We start from the raw sequence: 15,370 nt of genomic DNA on the forward strand, positions 1-15,370 counted from the left end.
ACAAAGTGACGGTCCGCTTGCGGAAATTTCTGTATAAATTTCGAAACCTGACGACGACTGCTCGCAGTCTAGGAAAGGGCGAGAAATTTACTAAGAAATTAGTCACGTGTTCAACTTCACTTTATTCAGTTTAGTAGGAACTTATATCCTATGGAGCCTAGCGGGATCGAACCGCTGACCTCCTGCGTGCAAAGCAGGCGCTCTCCCAGCTGAGCTAAGGCCCCACATACCGATGGGTATAACCCTTCAGAACTAAACAAGACAAACTCAAGTATCCGTTTCCCCATAAGGAGTTCCTTAGAAAGGAGGTGATCCAGCCGCACCTTCCGATACGGCTACCTTGTTACGACTTCACCCCAATCATCTATCCCACCTTAGGCGGCCGGCTCCATAAAGGTTACCTCACCGACTTCGGGTGTTACAAACTCTCGTGGTGTGACGGGCGGTGTGTACAAGGCCCGGGAACGTATTCACCGCGGCGTGCTGATCCGCGATTACTAGCGATTCCGACTTCATGTAGGCGAGTTGCAGCCTACAATCCGAACTGAGACTGGCTTTAAGAGATTAGCTTGCCGTCACCGACTTGCGACTCGTTGTACCAGCCATTGTAGCACGTGTGTAGCCCAGGTCATAAGGGGCATGATGATTTGACGTCATCCCCACCTTCCTCCGGTTTATTACCGGCAGTCTCGCTAGAGTGCCCAACTGAATGATGGCAACTAACAATAGGGGTTGCGCTCGTTGCGGGACTTAACCCAACATCTCACGACACGAGCTGACGACAACCATGCACCACCTGTCACCTCTGCTCCGAAGAGAAAGCCTATCTCTAGGCCGGTCAGAGGGATGTCAAGACCTGGTAAGGTTCTTCGCGTTGCTTCGAATTAAACCACATGCTCCACCGCTTGTGCGGGCCCCCGTCAATTCCTTTGAGTTTCAGCCTTGCGGCCGTACTCCCCAGGCGGAGTGCTTAATGCGTTAGCTCCGGCACTAAGCCCCGGATAGGGCCTAACACCTAGCACTCATCGTTTACGGCGTGGACTACCAGGGTATCTAATCCTGTTCGCTACCCACGCTTTCGAGCCTCAGCGTCAGTTACAGACCAGAGAGCCGCTTTCGCCACCGGTGTTCCTCCATATATCTACGCATTTCACCGCTACACATGGAATTCCACTCTCCCCTTCTGCACTCAAGTTCAACAGTTTCCAAAGCATACAATGGTTGAGCCACTGCCTTTTACTTCAGACTTATTAAACCGCCTGCGCTCGCTTTACGCCCAATAAATCCGGACAACGCTCGGGACCTACGTATTACCGCGGCTGCTGGCACGTAGTTAGCCGTCCCTTTCTGGTAAGATACCGTCACTTGAGTAACTTTCCACTCTACTCAACGTTCTTCTCTTACAACAGAGCTTTACGATCCGAAAACCTTCTTCACTCACGCGGCGTTGCTCGGTCAGACTTGCGTCCATTGCCGAAGATTCCCTACTGCTGCCTCCCGTAGGAGTCTGGGCCGTGTCTCAGTCCCAGTGTGGCCGATCACCCTCTCAGGTCGGCTATGTATCGAAGCCTTGGTGAGCCGTTACCTCACCAACTAGCTAATACAACGCAGGTCCATCTGATAGTGAAACAATTGTCCCTTTCAAGTTTCAGTCATGCGACCAAAACTATTATGCGGTATTAGCTATCGTTTCCAATAGTTATCCCCCGCTACCAGGTAGGTTACCTACGCGTTACTCACCCGTTCGCAACTCATCCAAGGAGCAAGCTCCTCTTCAGCGTTCTACTTGCATGTATTAGGCACGCCGCCAGCGTTCGTCCTGAGCCAGGATCAAACTCTCATATAAATATAATTGTTTGTCCGGCTAAGCCGACTGGCTTATCCGTTTATTGTTTTTATTGACGGGATTAAACATCAAATTCAATCCCAACTTGGTTCGTCTTGTTCAGTTCTCAAGGGTCATGATGTCTCTTGCGAGACAACTATCTTAGTTTACCAACTTTTTAAGTGTTTGTCAACAACTTTTTTTAACTTTTTTTGAAGTTTTTTTGTTGGTCATCTAATGTTCTCAATTGAGAACTTTTATATAATACCATAGTTCTAAGAGTCACGCAAGTCTTTTTTCTCAAAAAAATCACCCTTAAGTGAAGGTGATTTTTCTCCTTATCTCATTCTTTTGATGTTTTTAGTTTTAAGAGGTGTTTTTCTTCTGAAAATCCTCTTTTTTCTAGTCCTTCAATCGCTAAATCCAAGAGTTTTTCCGAGAATTCCCGAACATGATTTTTTTCGATTTCTGATAAAAAAGGACTAGCAAATTTCCTGCGGAGGGAGGGGTAATCTCTTCCATATTGCGTAAAAAATGGTGCTTCTGCTAAATAAGCTTCAAGCTCTGCCAAATTTTCCATTAATCCTAAATGAAAAGCTGTCGGAGCAAAGGTAAGCTCCAAAGGTTGTGTGCAAACGCTGCGAAATTCAACGGTGCCACGGCGAGTTAGGGCTTGATAATGGTAGCTACGATGATGGGCCAAATCCTCAAGACAGGGCCTAATCTGGTAGGACTTGGCGGCTAAATCCAAGGCATCTATGGTTTGTTGACTCAAAAAGTTTACGACAGACAGAGGAGGGAAATAATAGGTTTTATCTCGACGAACGACCGTAAACATGGCTGTTTGAGACTGGTAGATTAGGTAGGCTTGATCATCCTGAAAATCTTCTGGATAAACACCAACATTGGGTTTGAGTAAGCCATGCATGGATTCCTCCCAAAAAATATCCCTAGCTATCCTTGTTTTCCAGTCCGCACCCGAAAAGCTGGAATTTGCAAAAAGATAGGCCTTGGCTGCTTCAATTTTGTTGAAAGCATTAAGAACACGACGATAATTGTGTTTGGTCACATCAAGCTGGACCTGGTTTCCACAGATAAAGGCACCATAATCTGGAAAGGCATGACAAGATCCTTTGGGAACTTGTTCAGACAATCTGAGATAGGCCATGAGCATTTGATAGCGGGGGAGAGCAACTGGTTTGTTATCGTTTTGTTGCCAGGCAGGATGGATACCTTTTCCTTGCAACTCATGCCCATGCTGTCTTAAAAAGCCTTGGATAAGATTTAAATAAGTCTCAAATCGCTTGGCTATATCCCCTATCGTTTTTGATTTTGCAAAAGCAATCTCCAAAATAGTATAAGACACTTCGAACAAGATGGTATCTCCCGTTTCAGGAAGGCGTAACTCCACAGGATTGCTGTCACTATCGCATTTTTCGACAACTGCCCCCAAACACTCTACTAAATGGACCATCAGTGATTGACTAACCTCTAGATTTGTTGCCTGGCCGTCAATCGCAACAATTGGAAATTCCAGTTCAACACCAATATAGAGTTCCCTTTCTTCCTGTAATGGTGTCAAATAGATCTCCCGCAAATATTCTGTGACATGCCTCATAATTGCCTCCTAGCCTTTACTTGGCTCTATTATACCATAGCAGAGCTGTTTAAGCCATTTGGCCAGATAACAAAAAACGCCTGCTTACGGCAGGTTTCTAAGGTTTAGAAACTTGGCGTAAACAAGCGTTACCTTCCAATGATGATGAGTGTTACCGCTGGGACAAGCCCAGCGGCAGACCAGAGCTAGACTAAGAAAGCAAGCTTTCCATCATCATAACACTCAACAAAATTGATGATTAAACAAGTTCGATGATAGCCATCGGAGCTGCGTCACCACGACGAGGCTCAGTTTTCAGGATACGAGTGTATCCACCGTTACGCTCAGCATAGCGAGGTGCGATTTCTGAGAACAATTTTTGCAAAGCAGTTGTTGACACGTATTTGTCAGTCGCTTCGTCAAATCCTTCAGATGCAATCTCGTTGCGAACAAATGCTGCTGCTTGACGACGGGCATGCAAGTCACCACGTTTACCAAGAGTAATCATTTTTTCAACGGTTTTACGGATTTCTTTAGCACGAGCTTCAGTTGTCACGATTGATTCGTTAATCAACAGGTCAGTCGTCAAATCGCGAAGCATTGCTTTACGTTGTGAGCTAGTGCGTCCTAATTTACGGTAAGCCATGTTATCCTCCTTAAATTATTTATCGTTTTTAAGACCCAAACCAAGATCTGCGAGTTTAACTTTCACTTCCTCAAGGCTCTTACGGCCAAGGTTGCGAACTTTCATCATTTCTGGTTCAGATTTTTCTGTCAAATCGTAAACGGTATTGATACCGGCACGTTTCAAACAGTTGTATGAGCGAACAGACAGGTCCAATTCTTCGATGGTGCGGTCCAAGACTTTCTCATCTGAAACTGTTTCTGCTTCTTTCATCACATCCATGGTGTTAGCCAAGTCAGTCAGATTTGTAAACAGGTTCAGGTGGCTAATCAAAACATTAGCAGACAAGCCCAGGGCATCTTCTGGAATGATGGTCCCGTTTGTTTCAATGTCGATGGTCAATTTATCAAAGCCGTCGTTACTACCGACACGGGCAGGCTCGACTTGATAGTTAACCTTCTTAACTGGCGTGTAGATGGCATCTACAGCCAAGGTCCCAACCGGAGCATCCTCTTTTTTATTGTTTTCTGCCGGAACATAACCACGGTTGGTGTTAACCTTAAGGGTAGCCTTAAAGCTTGCTCCTTCTGCAATAGTAAAGAGGTAATGATCTGGGTTAACGATTTCAATATCACTATCCGTCAAGAGATCGCCAGCTGTTACTACAGCAGGGCCTACAACATCAAGCTCGATTGTTTTCTCATCGTTCACGTAAGATTTGACAGCAAGTCCCTTAATATTAAGGATAATTTGCATGACATCTTCACGGACACCTGGGACAGTATCAAATTCGTGGAGTACCCCATCAATTTTAATTGATGTTACCGCCGCTCCTGGAAGAGAGGACAGAAGTACACGACGAAGAGAGTTTCCGAGAGTTGTTCCGTAACCACGTTCAAGTGGTTCAATGACAAACTTACCGGAATGGGTGTTTTCATCAATTTTTGTTATTATTGGTTTTGCAAACTCAATCATTTATTACTCCCTCGAAACGAATCTGGTGTAGGACACAGCAGGTTATGAATTACACACGACGACGTTTCGGAGGACGAGCACCATTGTGCGGTACAGGAGTCACATCGCGAATAGCGGTTACTTCAAGACCAGCGGCAGCAAGGGCACGGATAGCTGATTCACGACCTGAACCAGGGCCTTTAACAGTAACTTCAACTGTACGAAGACCGTGTTCTTGAGCAGCTTTAGCAGCAGCTTCTGAAGCCATTTGGGCAGCAAATGGTGTAGACTTACGAGAACCTTTGAAACCAAGGGCACCAGCTGATGACCACGCCAAAGCGTTACCATGCACATCTGTAATCATAACAATTGTGTTGTTAAATGTCGCGTGGATGTGAGCAATACCAGATTCGATATTCTTTTTCACACGACGTTTACGTGTTGGTTTAGCCAATTTATTTACCTCCTATTTTATTTTTTCTTGCCTGGGATAGCAACTGCTTTACCTTTACGGGTACGAGCATTGTTCTTGGTGTTTTGACCACGAACAGGCAATCCACGACGGTGACGGATACCACGGTATGAACCGATTTCCATCAAACGTTTGATGTTAAGGTTAACTTCACGACGAAGGTCACCTTCAACTTTGATTGCATCCACTTCACGACGGATAGCGTCTTCTTGATCAGATGTCAAATCTTTTACGCGAACGTCTTCAGAAATGCCAACAGCAGCCAAGATTTTCTTAGCAGTAGCAAGTCCGATACCGTAAACGTAAGTCAATGAAATCACTACGCGTTTGTCATTTGGAATGTCAACTCCAGCGATACGAGCCATGTTTTCTCCTTTCTATTTCTAGCCTTGACGTTGTTTGTGTTTAGGGTTTGTTGGACAAATCACCATAACACGACCGTTACGACGAATAACTTTGCAGTATTCGCAAATTGGTTTAACCGATGGTCTTACCTTCATGTTTTAATCCCTCCAATTATTTCGACTATTTAAAGCGGTATGTGATGCGTCCACGGGTCAAATCGTATGGGCTCAATTCTACCGTCACACGGTCACCGACAAGAATACGAATGTAGTTCTTGCGGATTTTACCAGAAACGGTGGCTAGAATTTGATGACCATTTTCCAATTCTACCGTAAACATGGCGTTTGGCATGGTATCAACGACCTTGCCTTCGATTTCAATCACATCTTCTTTTGCCACGCAAAAGACCTCCTTCAAATTTCGATTTGATGTCCCTTTATTAAAAGGGTAATAATATAAGTCAGACTAGCCTATTATAGCACGCTTTAAGCCTATATGCAAGCAGGATTATCTGATTATTTCAAAGAATTGATAACTTTTTCGACAGTTTCAAAAACGGTATCGATTTCCTGGTTACCATTGATGTCGTGAACCAGGCCTTTAGCACGGTAATGGGCCAAAATAGGCTCACCTTGGGCGATGTTGACATCCAGGCGACGTTTCACGGTCTCAGGTTTGTCATCTTCGCGTTGGTAGTAGTCGTCTTCATTGTAGTCACCTGCTGGTGGGTTGAAGATTTTGTGGAAGGTTGCACCAGTTTCCTTGTGGATAATGCGACCGCTGAGACGTTCAACCAAACTTTCTGGGTCAACATCGATGTTGATGACACCGTCAAGCTTGAGGCCCAGCTCTGCCATTGCCCCATCCAAAGCGTGAGCTTGCTCAAGGGTACGCGGGTAACCGTCAAGCAAGATGCCGTTCTCCTTAATGTCGTCTTGAGCCAAACGCTCTTTGACAATCCCGTTAGTCACCTCATCAGGTACCAACTCTCCCTTGTCAATATAGCTCTTGGCCAAAACACCTAGTTCCGTCTGGTTACCAATAGCAGCACGGAACATGTCACCTGTCGAAATGTGGGCAACTCCAAAGGTTTCCACAATCTTGGCTGCCTGCGTGCCCTTACCAGCACCTGGCAACCCCATGATTAAAAAATTCATCCTATCTCCTTTTTTCTATTATTTTGTTTTTATACCAATCTACCTCTGAGATAAACTGGTATAAAAACAAAATAGAGAGCGGGTAGGCTGTTGAGAACAGCCAGCCCACTCCCTGGGCAAATTCTGCCCAGTTTCTATTTTATTTTTTCATGACCTAATCTTTTAAGTTCATAAAGCCAACATAACGCCGCTTGAGCAGGTAGCCTTCCAGCTGTTTCATGCCTTCGATTCCCGTAGAAATCAAAATCAACAAACTGGTACCACCTAGAGCGATGTTTGAAGCCAAGCCAAAGACTTGTTGGGCCACAATTGGTGTCAAGGCGATGAAGGCCAAGAAAACGGCACCAATTGTAGACAATTTTTTCAAAAGGCTAGACATGAATTTCTCGGTTTCACGACCTGGACGAACACCGATGATGTAAGAAGCACTCTTTTGCAAATTCTCAGCTGTCTTTTCAGGATTGACTTGTACAAAGGTATAGAAGAAAGAAAAGACAACAATCAGAAAAGCATAGAGGGCCATACCTGTCGGCGATTGATAAGACAAGGCCTGCCTTAAATGATCCAACCATGGAATAATCTGGTTCCCTCTTTGGAAGAAGGGTAAAATAGTGGTTGGCAAGGTGGTAATCGAGCTGGCAAAGATTACGGGAATAACACCAGCAGGGTTGACCTTGAGCGGCAGGTAAGAGCTGTTAGAAGCTCCCTGTGTCAACTTTGTGTGCTGAATCGGGATTTTATACTCTGCTTGTTGGACAAATGTCGTAAAGAAAATAATCACCAAGGTTGCCAAAGCAAAGCTAGCCACATAGACCAGAGATGTTTCATATTCACTGGCCTTAATGTTCACAAAGTAATCTTCGTGAATAGTCTTAAAGGTATTTGGAATCGATGAGATAATCCCTGAGAAGATAATCATGGACACCCCGTTTCCGAAGCCCTTGTCAGTAATCTGCTCACCCAGCCAGGTCACAATAACGCTCCCTGCTGTAAGAATGCTACCAATCAGCACATAGGTCTGCCAGTTAGGTTTATCAATCAAGGCAACACTAGACAAGGCGTTAAAGCCAGCCGTGATACCAACTGATTGGGCAAAAGCAATGAAGAGAGAAATGTAGCGGGTCGCCTGATTGAGTTTGCGACGGCCAACCTCCCCCTGCTTGCCCCACTCCACAAACTTAGGAACAATGTCCATTTGCAAGAGCTGAACGACAATGGATGCTGTGATGTAGGGACTAACCCCCATGGCAAAGATGGAAAAGTTAGTCATCGCATTACCTGATACCAGATTGAGCATGTTAAGGAAAGGTAAATCAGCCAACTGTTCCAAACTCTTTACATTGACCCCAGGTACAGTAATATGGGTACCGATACGAAACACCAAAACGATGAAAAGCGTAAACATGATTTTTTTACGCACATGCTTGAGCTTGAGTGCTTCAAAGAGTAATTTGAAAAACATAAGAAGTACCTCTCAATTAGATGACTTCTACTGAACCACCTTTAGCAATGATTGCTGCCTCAGCAGATTTAGAGAACTTAGCTGCTTTAACAGTGAGTTTCTTAGTCAATTCGCCGTTGCCAAGAATCTTGATGCCTGATTTTTCAGCACGTACAATACCAGCTTCTTTAAGAACAACTGGAGTTACTTCAGCACCGTCTTCAAAAACATTGAGGGCGTCAAGGTTAACCAAAGCGTACTCTTTAGCGTTGATGTTAGTGAAACCACGCTTAGGCAAACGACGGAACAAAGGTGTTTGACCACCCTCGAAGCCTGGACGAACACCGCCACCGCTACGAGCTTTTTGACCTTTTTGACCGCGACCTGAAGTCTTACCGTTACCTGAAGAGGTACCACGACCGACACGGTTGCGAGTTTTACGAGAACCTTCTGCAGGTTTCAATTCATGAAGTTTCATTATTAATTTTCTCCTTTTTATATGCTAGCGCCCTGAACTGGTCTAGGAGGACCAGTCAGAACTCGCTTCTATTTCATAGACTTTAAGCCGCTAGAAAATCCAGCGACTAAAGTCTTTTATTTTACTTCTTCAACAGTTACCAAGTGAGACACTGCTGTGATCATGCCACGGATAGCAGGTGTATCCTCTTTAACAACTGAACTTTGAAGTTTACCAAGTCCAAGAGCAACAACGGTTTTACGTTGAGCTGGAATGCGTCCGATTGGAGACTTAGTCAAAGTAATTTTAATTTGAGCCATGATAATCTCCTTTCTTATGCCAAGTCAGACACTGAGATGCCACGAAGAGCCGCAACATCTTCAGCACGTTTCAATTGTTTCAACCCTTCAACAGTCGCACGAACGATGTTGATTGGTGTGTTTGAACCAAGTGATTTAGACGTGATGTCTGCAATACCTGCCAATTCGACAACGGCACGTACGGCACCACCAGCGGCAACCCCAGCACCCTCTACAGCAGGTTTCAAGAGAACTTTTGCACCACCAAATTCTGAACGAACTTCGTGAGGAATAGTTGTCCCAACCATTGGCACATCGATAAGGTTTTTCTTAGCGTCTTCAACAGCCTTACGGATCGCTTCTGGAACTTCTTGAGCTTTACCAGTACCGAAACCTACACGACCGTTACGGTCACCAACAACCACCAAAGCTGCAAAACGCAGACGACGTCCACCTTTAACAGTTTTAGAAACACGGTTGACAGCAACCAAACGCTCTTCCAGTTCGGCTACATTTTTTTCAAATGCCATTATTCAGTATCCTCCTATTAGAATTTCAGGCCGTTTTCACGGGCTGAATCAGCCAAAGCCTTAACACGTCCGTGGTAAAGGTAACCACCGCGGTCAAAGACCACTTCAGTAATGCCTTTAGCAGCAGCACGTTCAGCAACGAGTTTACCAACAACAATGGCTTGTTCTGTTTTAGTTCCTTTTGAAACAGCCTTGTCAAGAGTTGATGCACTTGCGAGCGTTACACCCGCTACGTCATCAATCACTTGAGCGTAGATGCCTGTATTAGAACGGAAAACGTTCAAACGTGGGCGTTCTGCAGTTCCAGAGAGTTTACCGCGAACACGCTTGTGGCGTTTTTGGCGGATTTTATTTTTATCTGGTTTAGAAATCACAATTTTCACCTCTTACTTTGATTAGGCCACAAGGAGCCTAGAGTTTTTTAGGGAAATGGCCGAGCAGAAGAACAAGTTCTCTACCCAGCACCAAGCCCTATTACTTACCAGTTTTACCTTCTTTAAGACGAACGTATTCACCAACGTAACGGATACCTTTACCTTTGTAAGGCTCTGGTGAACGCAGGCTACGAACGAATGCAGCTGTTTGACCAACAACTTCTTTGTTAATCCCTTCAATAGAGATAGACGTTGGGTTAGCAACTGTGAAGGTGATACCAGCTGGTGCTTCAACTTCGTCTTGGTGAGATTTACCAAGAGAAAGAACCAGTTTAGTTCCTTGCAATTGAGCACGGTAACCAACCCCCTTAAGTTCCAAGTCTTTCTTGAAACCTTGAGAAACACCAACAACCATGTTGTTGAGGTTGGCACGAGATGTACCGTGGATGGTTTTCATTTCTTTTGAATCGTTTGGACGGTGAAGAGTTACTTCAGTACCGTCAACACGGATTTCAATGTTTGTGTTGAACTCACGAGTGAGCTCACCTTTAGGGCCTTTTACAGTGACAGTGCCAGCGTTTTGAGAAATCTCAACACCTGCAGGCAATACAATCACCTTATTACCAATACGTGACATAAGTTTATTTTCTCCTGTTAAATTGTCAAGCCGCTAGAAGCGACGAGTTTTCACGGGGTTTGGACAACTCGGTTTCAAGAGCACCGCCAATCAAGGCAGAGCTTCGCAGACAGTACTTAGGTACGACAAGAAGCTCTAACACTGAGTGGCAAAGCTATTGGAAGCGAGAAGATTACCAAACGTAGGCCAAGACCTCACCACCAACGTTCTTTTGACGAGCTTCTTTGTCTGTCAAAAGACCTTCTGATGTTGAGATGATGGCAATTCCAAGGCCGTTAAGGACACGTGGAATATCGTCACGTTTTGAGTAAACGCGAAGACCTGGTTTAGAAACACGTTTCAAGTTTGTGATAACACGCTCGCCGTTCACACCGTACTTCAAGAAGACACGGATAATGCCTTGCTTGTCGTCTTCGATGATTTCAACGTTCTTCACGAAACCTTCGCGTTTCAGGATTTCAGCAATCCCTTTTTTGATGTTTGATGCAGGGACTTCAAGCACATCGTGTTTGGCCATATTGGCGTTACGGATGCGAGTCAAAAAGTCTGCAATAGGGTCAGTCATAACCATTTTATATTTCTCCTCTTACTAGTAGTTTGAATACTTCACTTGCTAGTTAATGATTTAGGGTTGCCAGGGCAGTCCTAATCCAAAACTCGCAGAGTTTTGGATTACCAAGAAGCCTTGGTAACGCCTGGGATTTGTCCTTTGTATGCCAATTCACGGAAGCAAACACGGCACAATTTGAACTTGCGATAAACTGAGTGTGGACGGCCACATTTTTCGCAACGGGTGTAAGCTTGCGTAGAGAACTTCGCTGGACGCTTGTTCTTAGCAATCATAGATTTTTTAGCCATTTGATTTACCTCCTATATTATTTAGCAAAAGGCATACCAAGGCCTTTAAGCAATGCACGAGACTCTTCGTCAGTGTTAGCAGTTGTAACGATAACGATGTCCATACCGCGTACTTTATCAACGTCATCGAAGCTGATTTCTGGGAAGATCAATTGCTCTTTCACACCAAGTGTGTAGTTACCACGTCCGTCAAATGACTTGTTTGGAACACCGTGGAAGTCACGGACACGAGGAAGTGAAACGCTAACCAATTTGTCCAAGAATTCGTACATGCGTTCGCCACGCAGGGTTACTTTCGCACCGATAGCAACGCCCTCACGAAGACGGAAGCCGGCGATTGATTTCTTAGCTTTAGTGATGAGTGGCTTTTGACCTGAGATAAGGGCAAGCTCAGCAGCTGCTTTCTCAAGGTTTTTAGCGTTAGAAGTCGCATCACCAACACCCATGTTAAGAACGATTTTCTCAACTTTTGGCACTGCCATGATTGATGGGTAGCTGAATTGTTCTGTCAAAGCAGGAACAACTTCTTTAAGGTATTTTTCTTTTAAACGATTTGCCATGTTACTTCTCCTTTCCTTCGTGATTAGTCAAGCAGTTCGCCTGATTTTTTGTTGTAGCGAACTTTTTTGCCGTCTACAAACTTGTAGCCAACACGTCCAGCAACGCCGTTTTTGTCCAATACTTGAACGTTTGAAGCGTGGATAGCCGCTTCTTTCTCAACGATACCACCTTGAGGCAGGTCGTTGGTTGGACGTTGGTGTTTCTTAACAAGAGCTACGCCTTCAACGATAACTTTGTTAACTTTTGGAAGAGCTGCCAAAACAACGGCTTCTTTGCCCTTGTCCTTACCAGCGATGACGCGAACTTTGTCGCCTTTTTTTACAAACATGATGTTCTCCTATGATTTCTTACGCCCCTAAGGGCACCCTGGCCTAACGGCCAGGGGACTAAGTTTGTTTTGATTAGGGCAGTTGGTTTGCCCCAAACGTCGTTAGCTCACTTTACCGTACCACAAGTACGCTATCAGTTCGCTGCCTAGCTTGGAACAAACCCTCAAGCCCTACTCCGATTAAAGTACTTCTGGTGCCAATGACACGATCTTCATGAAGCCACCTTCACGCAATTCACGTGCAACTGGGCCGAAGATACGAGTACCACGAGGGTTTTTGTCCTCACGGATGATAACCGCTGCGTTGTCGTCAAATTTGATGTAAGAACCGTCTGGACGACGAGCGCCAGTCTTAGTACGTACAACAACTGCCTTGACAACATCACCTTTTTTAACAGCGCCACCAGGAGTAGCTTGTTTTACAGATGCAACGATAATGTCACCGATGTTAGCGAACTTGCGACCTGAACCACCAAGAACTTTGATGGTCAAGATTTCGCGAGCACCGCTGTTGTCAGCAACTCTCAATCGAGATTCCTGTTGAATCATTCCAATGTTCTCCTTTCAGGCTTAGATGATGACAGCTTCTTCAACCACTTCTACCAAGCGGAAGCGTTTTGTAGCTGACAATGGGCGAGTTTCCATGATACGAACGATATCGCCTTCTTTAGCGACGTTGTTCTCGTCATGAGCTTTGTACTTTTTAGAGTAGTTGATGCGTTTACCATAGACTGGGTGGTTACGTTTGGTTTCAACTACAACAGTGATGGTTTTGTCCATTTTGTCAGACACCACGCGTCCAACAAGAACTTTACGATTATTGCGTTCCATTGAAATGCTCCTTTCCCAATCTATTAGTTCAATTCAGATTGCACAGTTTTTACACGAGCAATCTGCTTTTTAACTTCGTTCAAACGACCAGTTTGCTCAAGTTGACCTGCTGCAGCTTGGAAACGAAGCTCGAAGAGTTCTTTCTTGAGTTCGTTTTCCTTCTTAGCAAGTTCTTCTTGAGACAGGCCACGAAGTTCTTTGACAAAATCTTTAATTTCTTTAAGTTTCATGACCTTCTCCTATTCTGCGTCGCGAGTGACGAATTTAACCTTAACTGGCAACTTGTGGCCGGCAAGACGGAAGGCTTCGCGGGCGATTTCTTCAGAAACGCCTGCAACCTCGAACATTACCTTACCACGTTTAACTGGAGCAACCCAACCTGCAGGTGCACCTTTACCAGAACCCATCCGCACACCGATTGCTTTTTCAGTGTATGATTTGTGTGGGAAGATCTTGATCCAAACTTTACCACCACGTTTCATGTAACGCGTCATAGCGATACGGGCAGCTTCGATTTGGCGGTTAGTGATCCATGAGCTAGTTGTTGCTTGAAGACCAAATTCACCGAAGTCTACTTGTTTGCCGCCTTTGGCTTCGCCGCGCATTTTACCACGGAATTCACGACGGTGTTTTACACGTTTAGGTACTAACATGTGTTATTTACCTCCCTTAGCGTTTTTACGAGCTGGAAGAACTTCACCACGGTAGATCCATACTTTAACACCGAGTTTACCGTAAGTAGTGTCTGCTTCTTCCCAAGCGTAATCAATGTCCGCACGCAGGGTGTGGAGTGGAACAGTTCCTTCAGAGTAGCCTTCTGCACGGGCGATGTCCGCACCGTTCAGACGACCAGATACCTGAGTTTTGATTCCTTTAGCACCTGCACGCATAGCACGTTGGATAGCTTGTTTTTGAGCACGACGGAAAGCCACACGTTGCTCAAGTTGTTTAGCAATGCTTTGACCAACAAGGTGAGCATCCAAATCAGGTTGTTTGATTTCGATGATGTTGATGTGTACTTGCTTACCAGTCAATTTGTTCAATTGACCACGAAGAACATCAACGTTAGCACCACCTTTACCGATAACCATACCTGGTTTAGCGGTGTGAAGGGATACGATAACCTTGTTTACGGCACGCTCGATTTCGATAGTAGAAACCGCAGCCTCAGCAAGTTCTGCTTTTACAAATTTACGGATTGCAAGATCCTCATGGAGGTAATCCGCGTATTCTTTATCAGCATACCATTTGGCATCCCAATCACGGATGATGCCGACACGCATACCAATTGGATGTACTTTTTGACCCACGATGTTACCTCCTTATTTTTCTGATACAACCACAGTGATGTGAGTTGTACGTTTGTTGATTGGTGAAGCTGAACCTTTAGCACGTGGACGGAAACGTTTCAAAGTTGGTCCTTCGTTAGCAAAAGTTTCAGATACGACCAGGTTAGCTTTTTCCAAACCGAAGTTGTTTTCTGCGTTCGCGATGGCTGAGTTAAGAACCTTCTCGATTACAGTAGCAGCTTTGTTTGGAGTGAATTTCAAGATTGCGATTGCGTCTGCAACGTGCTTCCCACGGATGAGATCAAGAACAAGACGTGTTTTACGAGGTGAAACACGGACTGTCTTAGCCATTGCTTTAGCTGAAGTAATTTCTGCCATTGTGTCCTCCTCCTATTATTTACGACGTGTTTTCTTGTCGTCTGCAGCGTGGCCTTTGTAAGTACGAGTTGGTGCAAATTCACCAAGTTTGTGACCTACCATATCCTCTTGGATATAAACTGGCACGTGTTTGCGGCCGTCATAGACAGCGATAGTGTAGCCGATAAAGCTTGGGAAAATCGTTGAACGACGTGACCAAGTTTTGATGACTTTTTTCTTCTCGTCGTTGGCTTGAGCTTCAACTTTTTTCATCAAATGCTCATCGACGAAAGGTCCTTTTTTAAGACTGCGTCCCATTTTTAATGTTTCTCCTTTAAAATATGTACCACAACGGCCTGCCCGCTAGAAGCGGGCTACCGAGCTGGCGGAATGAGTCGTGGCTTCGTTTGTCCTTTATGACTGCCTTAGGTCG

Annotated in this window: 25 protein-coding genes, 1 tRNA gene and 1 rRNA gene; all 27 read right to left on the reverse strand. The window is 44.9% G+C overall.

What is annotated here, in order from left to right; genetic code table 11:
- Nucleotides 1–151: 151 nt before the first annotated feature.
- Nucleotides 152–224: transfer RNA gene (locus tag AC3ARB_RS10135), tRNA-Ala, on the reverse strand.
- Between the two features lie 77 nt (nt 225–301).
- Nucleotides 302–1,846 (reverse strand): 16S ribosomal RNA (locus AC3ARB_RS10140).
- Nucleotides 1,847–2,168: 322 nt separating this feature from the next.
- The gene (locus AC3ARB_RS10145; RefSeq protein WP_488320424.1) at nt 2,169–3,443 is read right to left on the reverse strand and encodes a glutamate-cysteine ligase family protein; all 1,275 of its coding nucleotides are present in this window, start codon (nt 3,441–3,443) and stop codon (nt 2,169–2,171) included.
- A gap of 238 nt (nt 3,444–3,681) precedes the next feature.
- Nucleotides 3,682–4,068, reverse strand: a complete 387-nt coding sequence (gene rplQ, locus AC3ARB_RS10150; protein ID WP_488320425.1) for a 50S ribosomal protein L17 — start codon at nt 4,066–4,068, stop codon at nt 3,682–3,684.
- Between the two features lie 15 nt (nt 4,069–4,083).
- Nucleotides 4,084–5,022 carry a DNA-directed RNA polymerase subunit alpha gene (locus AC3ARB_RS10155; RefSeq protein WP_488320426.1) on the reverse strand — a complete coding sequence of 313 codons (939 nt, stop codon included), beginning with the start codon at nt 5,020–5,022 and terminating at the stop codon, nt 4,084–4,086.
- Nucleotides 5,023–5,071: 49 nt separating this feature from the next.
- Nucleotides 5,072–5,455 carry a 30S ribosomal protein S11 gene (gene rpsK / locus AC3ARB_RS10160; RefSeq protein WP_488320427.1) on the reverse strand — a complete coding sequence of 128 codons (384 nt, stop codon included), beginning with the start codon at nt 5,453–5,455 and terminating at the stop codon, nt 5,072–5,074.
- A 17-nt stretch (nt 5,456–5,472) separates the two neighbouring features.
- Nucleotides 5,473–5,838 (reverse strand): 30S ribosomal protein S13, encoded by a 366-nt coding sequence (rpsM, locus tag AC3ARB_RS10165; protein WP_488320428.1) that lies wholly within the window; start codon nt 5,836–5,838, stop codon nt 5,473–5,475.
- Between the two features lie 18 nt (nt 5,839–5,856).
- Complete coding sequence (gene rpmJ, locus AC3ARB_RS10170; RefSeq protein WP_000868345.1) at nt 5,857–5,973, reverse strand: 50S ribosomal protein L36; 117 nt, start codon at nt 5,971–5,973, stop codon at nt 5,857–5,859.
- Nucleotides 5,974–5,998: 25 nt separating this feature from the next.
- A complete protein-coding gene (infA, locus tag AC3ARB_RS10175; protein ID WP_018374463.1) occupies nt 5,999–6,217 on the reverse strand; it encodes a translation initiation factor IF-1 in 219 nt (72 codons plus the stop codon).
- Nucleotides 6,218–6,333: 116 nt separating this feature from the next.
- Entirely contained in the window at nt 6,334–6,975 is a 642-nt protein-coding gene (locus AC3ARB_RS10180) for an adenylate kinase (protein WP_488320429.1), read from the reverse strand.
- A 154-nt stretch (nt 6,976–7,129) separates the two neighbouring features.
- Nucleotides 7,130–8,437: a preprotein translocase subunit SecY gene (secY, locus tag AC3ARB_RS10185; RefSeq protein WP_488320430.1), complete on the reverse strand. Its 1,308-nt coding sequence runs from the start codon at nt 8,435–8,437 to the stop codon at nt 7,130–7,132.
- A 16-nt stretch (nt 8,438–8,453) separates the two neighbouring features.
- Nucleotides 8,454–8,894, reverse strand: coding sequence for a 50S ribosomal protein L15 (gene rplO, locus AC3ARB_RS10190; RefSeq protein WP_488320431.1), 441 nt, complete (start codon nt 8,892–8,894; stop codon nt 8,454–8,456).
- Between the two features lie 116 nt (nt 8,895–9,010).
- Nucleotides 9,011–9,193: a 50S ribosomal protein L30 gene (gene rpmD, locus AC3ARB_RS10195; RefSeq protein ID WP_488320432.1), complete on the reverse strand. Its 183-nt coding sequence runs from the start codon at nt 9,191–9,193 to the stop codon at nt 9,011–9,013.
- A gap of 14 nt (nt 9,194–9,207) precedes the next feature.
- Nucleotides 9,208–9,702 (reverse strand): 30S ribosomal protein S5, encoded by a 495-nt coding sequence (gene rpsE, locus AC3ARB_RS10200; protein ID WP_488320433.1) that lies wholly within the window; start codon nt 9,700–9,702, stop codon nt 9,208–9,210.
- 17 nt (nt 9,703–9,719) lie between these two features.
- Nucleotides 9,720–10,076: a 50S ribosomal protein L18 gene (rplR, locus tag AC3ARB_RS10205; protein WP_488320434.1), complete on the reverse strand. Its 357-nt coding sequence runs from the start codon at nt 10,074–10,076 to the stop codon at nt 9,720–9,722.
- A 100-nt stretch (nt 10,077–10,176) separates the two neighbouring features.
- Nucleotides 10,177–10,713 (reverse strand): 50S ribosomal protein L6, encoded by a 537-nt coding sequence (rplF, locus tag AC3ARB_RS10210; RefSeq protein ID WP_488320435.1) that lies wholly within the window; start codon nt 10,711–10,713, stop codon nt 10,177–10,179.
- A gap of 172 nt (nt 10,714–10,885) precedes the next feature.
- The gene (rpsH, locus tag AC3ARB_RS10215; protein WP_488320436.1) at nt 10,886–11,284 is read right to left on the reverse strand and encodes a 30S ribosomal protein S8; all 399 of its coding nucleotides are present in this window, start codon (nt 11,282–11,284) and stop codon (nt 10,886–10,888) included.
- 101 nt (nt 11,285–11,385) lie between these two features.
- A complete protein-coding gene (locus tag AC3ARB_RS10220; RefSeq protein ID WP_001085697.1) occupies nt 11,386–11,571 on the reverse strand; it encodes a type Z 30S ribosomal protein S14 in 186 nt (61 codons plus the stop codon).
- Nucleotides 11,572–11,588: 17 nt separating this feature from the next.
- Nucleotides 11,589–12,131, reverse strand: a complete 543-nt coding sequence (gene rplE, locus AC3ARB_RS10225; RefSeq protein ID WP_488320437.1) for a 50S ribosomal protein L5 — start codon at nt 12,129–12,131, stop codon at nt 11,589–11,591.
- 23 nt (nt 12,132–12,154) lie between these two features.
- A complete protein-coding gene (gene rplX, locus AC3ARB_RS10230) occupies nt 12,155–12,460 on the reverse strand; it encodes a 50S ribosomal protein L24 (protein ID WP_488320438.1) in 306 nt (101 codons plus the stop codon).
- Nucleotides 12,461–12,640: 180 nt separating this feature from the next.
- Nucleotides 12,641–13,009: a 50S ribosomal protein L14 gene (gene rplN, locus AC3ARB_RS10235; protein ID WP_488320439.1), complete on the reverse strand. Its 369-nt coding sequence runs from the start codon at nt 13,007–13,009 to the stop codon at nt 12,641–12,643.
- Nucleotides 13,010–13,030: 21 nt separating this feature from the next.
- On the reverse strand, nt 13,031–13,291 hold the full coding sequence (gene rpsQ, locus AC3ARB_RS10240; protein WP_000440801.1) for a 30S ribosomal protein S17: 261 nt from the start codon (nt 13,289–13,291) through the stop codon (nt 13,031–13,033).
- A gap of 23 nt (nt 13,292–13,314) precedes the next feature.
- Entirely contained in the window at nt 13,315–13,521 is a 207-nt protein-coding gene (rpmC, locus tag AC3ARB_RS10245; RefSeq protein WP_488320440.1) for a 50S ribosomal protein L29, read from the reverse strand.
- A 9-nt stretch (nt 13,522–13,530) separates the two neighbouring features.
- Nucleotides 13,531–13,944, reverse strand: coding sequence for a 50S ribosomal protein L16 (rplP, locus tag AC3ARB_RS10250; RefSeq protein ID WP_488320441.1), 414 nt, complete (start codon nt 13,942–13,944; stop codon nt 13,531–13,533).
- Between the two features lie 3 nt (nt 13,945–13,947).
- The gene (gene rpsC, locus AC3ARB_RS10255; RefSeq protein ID WP_488320442.1) at nt 13,948–14,601 is read right to left on the reverse strand and encodes a 30S ribosomal protein S3; all 654 of its coding nucleotides are present in this window, start codon (nt 14,599–14,601) and stop codon (nt 13,948–13,950) included.
- A gap of 12 nt (nt 14,602–14,613) precedes the next feature.
- The gene (gene rplV / locus AC3ARB_RS10260; protein WP_488320443.1) at nt 14,614–14,958 is read right to left on the reverse strand and encodes a 50S ribosomal protein L22; all 345 of its coding nucleotides are present in this window, start codon (nt 14,956–14,958) and stop codon (nt 14,614–14,616) included.
- Between the two features lie 15 nt (nt 14,959–14,973).
- Nucleotides 14,974–15,255, reverse strand: coding sequence for a 30S ribosomal protein S19 (gene rpsS / locus AC3ARB_RS10265; RefSeq protein WP_000533766.1), 282 nt, complete (start codon nt 15,253–15,255; stop codon nt 14,974–14,976).
- Nucleotides 15,256–15,370: the final 115 nt, after the last annotated feature.

The organism is Streptococcus sp. ZY171113, from assembly GCF_057748235.1.